The sequence below is a fragment of the Streptomyces flavofungini genome (assembly GCF_041028215.1).
Taxonomy (GTDB): Bacteria; Actinomycetota; Actinomycetes; order Streptomycetales; family Streptomycetaceae; genus Streptomyces; species Streptomyces flavofungini_B.
The window spans coordinates 1-3,179 of sequence record NZ_JASKYR010000895.1 but is presented as its reverse complement, the minus strand read 5'-3'; the positions used below and the strand labels follow the sequence as shown (position 1 = coordinate 3,179).

Sequence of the window (3,179 nt, the reverse complement as noted above, 5' to 3'; positions counted from 1 at the left end):
CCCTCCCCCGCTCCGGCCGCCCCCGGCCCACCGTGATCCTCGTCCGACGGGAGACCCGCCCATGCCATCGACCCACGCAAGGCTCGCCGGTGTGTCCGTCCACCTGCCCGAGACCGTCCGATCGGCGGCGGAGACCGAGCGCCTGGTGGCCGCCGCGAGCGGCGGGTTCCGCCCGCCGCCCGGCCTCGTCCACCGCCTCACCGGCGTGGAACGGCTGCACGTCATGCCCGACGACTGGCAGGCGTCCGACCTGGCCGCCGCCGCGGCGCGCAAGCTGCTCGCCGGGACCGGTACCGACCCCGAAGGCATCGACCTGCTCATCTTCGCCGCCGCGAGCCAGGACATGATCGAGCCCGCGACGTCCCACATCGTCGCCGACCACCTGGGCCTCGGCTGCCCCGTCTTCGACGTGAAGAACGCCTGCAACAGCGTGCTCAACGCGCTGGAGACGGCACACGCCCTCATCGCGCAGGGCTCCTACCACCGCATCCTCATCGCGTGCGGTGAGTCGCCCTCGCGCGCGGTCCGCTGGTCGGTGCCCGACCTGCGCACCTACCTCGCCTCGATCCCGGGGTACACGCTGTCCGACGCGGGCGCGGCGCTGCTTCTCGAGGCGTCCGCCGAACCCGGCGTGCTCGGCCACGGGTTCACCGCCGACTCCCGTTCCTGGAGCGTCGGCACGCTGGCCTCCGGCGGCTCCGCGCACCCCCGGGGCGACGAGCACACCTACTTCCGCCTCGACGGGGTGGGGCTGCGCCGCGCCTTCGAGCGGCTCGGCCCGGGGATACTCGACGAGACCCTTCAGCGGCTCGGCGTCGCCTGGCGGGACATGGCGGCCGTCTGCGTCCACCAGGTGTCGAAGCCCTATCTGGACGAACTCACCCGGCGCTTCGGCCTGCCGCCGGAGAAGATCGCCGTCACCGTCACCGAGCACGGCAACGCGGCGTCGGCGAGCCTGCCCCTCCAGCTCGTGCGCGCCCAGGAGAGCGGCCGGGCGGGCCCCGGCGACCTGGTCGGGCTCGTCGGCCTCGCGGGCGGCATCAGCATGGGATTGAGCGTGATCCGGCTGTGAATCTCTGGGTAGTGGTCCCCGCGTACAACGAGGCCCACGGCATCACGGCGACGCTCGAAGCCCTCGCCACGCAGACCGACCGCGACTTCACCCTGGTCGTGGTCGACAACGACTCCACGGACGGCACGGCCGACGTGGTCAGGGGCTTCGGCTACCCCGGTGCCCTGCACCTCGTCCACGAGACCCGCAAGGGCACCGGCGCCGCCGCCGACACCGGCATGCGCCACGCCATCGCCCACGGCGCCACGCATCTGGCCCGTACCGACGCCGACTGTCTGCCCGCCGCCGACTGGACCGCGCGGGTGCGGGCGGCCTTCGGCGACGGACTGCTCCTGGTCGCCGGGCGGCTGCGCCCGCGTACCGACGAGGCTCCGCTGTCGCCGCTGCGCCGCGCGGGGCTCGTCGGCGCCACGGAGGCCGCGGCGCTCTTCGGCCGGTTCAGGCCCGGCAACCGCGATCCCCGTTACCTCGGCCCGTACGTGATGGCGCCCGGCTGCAACATGGCCATCACCGCCGGGCTCTACGAGAGCGCGGGCGGCTTCCCGCGCACGGCGATCGAGGAGGTCCACGAGGACCGCGCCCTGGTCAACGCGGTACGCACGCTGACTTCGGCCTACGGCGTGCGGCGCGACGTACGCGTCGCCGGGTCCGCCCGCCGGGTCCGCGCGTGGGGGCTGCGCCGCACGCTCGGCTGGTACGCGGACCACCGCTACCGGCCCGAGGTGGTGGACATCCGATGACCACGGCTCTCGCCCCGGCCGCCGCCGACGGCCTCGACCGGTGGGAGCGGCGGCTCCAGAGTGCCGCCCACCCCGTGGCGTACCGGCTGCTGCGCGCCGTCGCCGCGCGCGGTCCCGTCGTCCGGGTGCCGCGTGTCGGCGTGGTGGTCAGCGACGCCGCCCTCGCGCGCGAAGTCCTCACCGACACGGCGCATTTCACCAAGACGGGCCCCGGTTCGCCCGCCGACCTCTGGACACCCGTCCTCGGCCCTTCCGTGCTCCTGAACATGGAGGGCGCCGAGCACGCGGCCCTGCGCCGCCGTCTCTCCGGCCTCTTCACGCCCGGCTATGTGGCCGCGCTCTGCGCCCGCGTCCTGGCGCAGCCCCTCGCCGACCTGACCCGGCGGCTGCGCGCGGGCGAGGACGCCGACCTCGTACGGGTGGCCCAGGCCTGCGCGGGCGCGGCGATCTGCGAGATCGTCGGCATGCCGGTGCGTCCCGGCAGGCTCGCCGCGGCGCACGCCGAGGCGGCCGAGGTCACCGGGATGGTGCGGCTGTGGCGCCCGGCCATGACGGGCCGTCAGGTGAGGCGCGCCCGCGAGGTGCTCGGCGGCCTGACGGCCTCGGCGGTGACCGCGTACCGCGAGGGGTCGGAGGCGACCCTGCCGGGCCGTCTGCGCGGACTCGGTCTGAGCGAGCGGGAGGCCCGCGGGGCGGTCGGCGCGTTCCTGCTCACCGGCACCGAGACCCTGGTCTCGTTCATCCCGCGCCTGATCGCGCTCTGCCACGACTCCGGCCTGCTCGCTCCCGGCCCGCGGCGCCTGAGCACCGACGACAGCCACCCGGGGCCTGGCCTAAACGCGGTGGTGGAGGAGGCGCTGCGGGTGACCGTGCCGTCGCCGGTGATGCTGCGCAGCGTGGCCGGTGCCACCTCGGTGGGCGGGGTGCCGGTGTCCCCCGGTGACCGTGTGGTCATCGCGACCCTGCTGTGCGCGCAGGCGTACGGACCCTTCGCCCCGGAGCGGCCCCACCCGCCGGAGCTGCGCCGCCTCTGGTTCGGCGCGGGCCCCCACTTCTGCCTGGGCATGCCGCTGGCCATGGCGCAGATCCGGGCGGTCCTCGACGCGGTGCTGGCCGCGGGCCCGACCACGGTGACCACCCGCGTGGCCGCCCGCCGCGTACTGATACCGGGCTACGCCCGCCTGGACCTCAAGCAGCGACGGAGCCCGAGTTGACGCCACGAAGCGACCCCTTCACGGTCCAGGGCCACGCGCCTCGCCCCGACCAGGGTCACCGCTCGCGCGGAAGCTGGCCGCGCGGCGGCTCGCGGCGTGCTCATGCCGGGCCACGTCCGGCTGAACCTGCGTCCACGGAACACGAGTTGAGGC

The 3,179-nt window shown here is 75.2% G+C and carries 3 protein-coding genes; all 3 read left to right on the top strand.

The genetic code is table 11. The features are described 5' to 3' along the window. Positions 1-61: 61 nt before the first annotated feature. The 3 genes from AB8Z36_RS36165 to AB8Z36_RS36155 are packed head-to-tail and all read left to right on the top strand — an operon-like array spanning position 62 to position 3,026. Positions 62-1,072 carry a 3-oxoacyl-ACP synthase III family protein gene (locus tag AB8Z36_RS36165; protein WP_369217629.1) on the top strand — a complete coding sequence of 337 codons (1,011 nt, stop codon included), beginning with the start codon at positions 62-64 and terminating at the stop codon, positions 1,070-1,072. Further along, positions 1,069-1,812 carry a glycosyltransferase family 2 protein gene (locus AB8Z36_RS36160; protein WP_369217628.1) on the top strand — a complete coding sequence of 248 codons (744 nt, stop codon included), beginning with the start codon at positions 1,069-1,071 and terminating at the stop codon, positions 1,810-1,812. Before AB8Z36_RS36165 ends, AB8Z36_RS36160 begins: the two co-directional genes overlap by 4 nt. Then, positions 1,809-3,026 (top strand): cytochrome P450, encoded by a 1,218-nt coding sequence (locus AB8Z36_RS36155; RefSeq protein ID WP_369217627.1) that lies wholly within the window; start codon positions 1,809-1,811, stop codon positions 3,024-3,026. Before AB8Z36_RS36160 ends, AB8Z36_RS36155 begins: the two co-directional genes overlap by 4 nt. Positions 3,027-3,179 lie beyond the last annotated feature (153 nt).